Genomic DNA, 248 nt, shown 5'->3' on the forward strand with positions numbered 1-248 from the left:
TGTTGGTGCACCAACCCCTTCAGCCTTAAGATGCACTCTACGGGCATATAAACGTGCACGGAGTACATGATAATTATTGGTTGAAAAGATAATACTTGGCGCTGGGTGGCCACCCTCAAATCTTGTGAGCCAATCTTCTTCAATAAGCTGTTTTGAAAAAAGCATATTTTCATAAGTTGTAGTTGATTGATCTTCTAAAATAATCATATTTTCAGGAATATGCTGAGAGAGGAGGTATTTACGCATAG

General features: G+C 38.7%; 1 protein-coding gene. It reads right to left on the reverse strand.

The features are described from left to right. The coding region (locus ETC27_RS18275) for a YdcF family protein (protein WP_136256088.1) at positions 1-248 on the reverse strand (248 nt) is incomplete at both ends.

It is taken from the genome of Onishia niordana, from assembly GCF_004798965.1.
Classification (GTDB): domain Bacteria; phylum Pseudomonadota; class Gammaproteobacteria; order Pseudomonadales; family Halomonadaceae; genus Onishia; species Onishia niordana.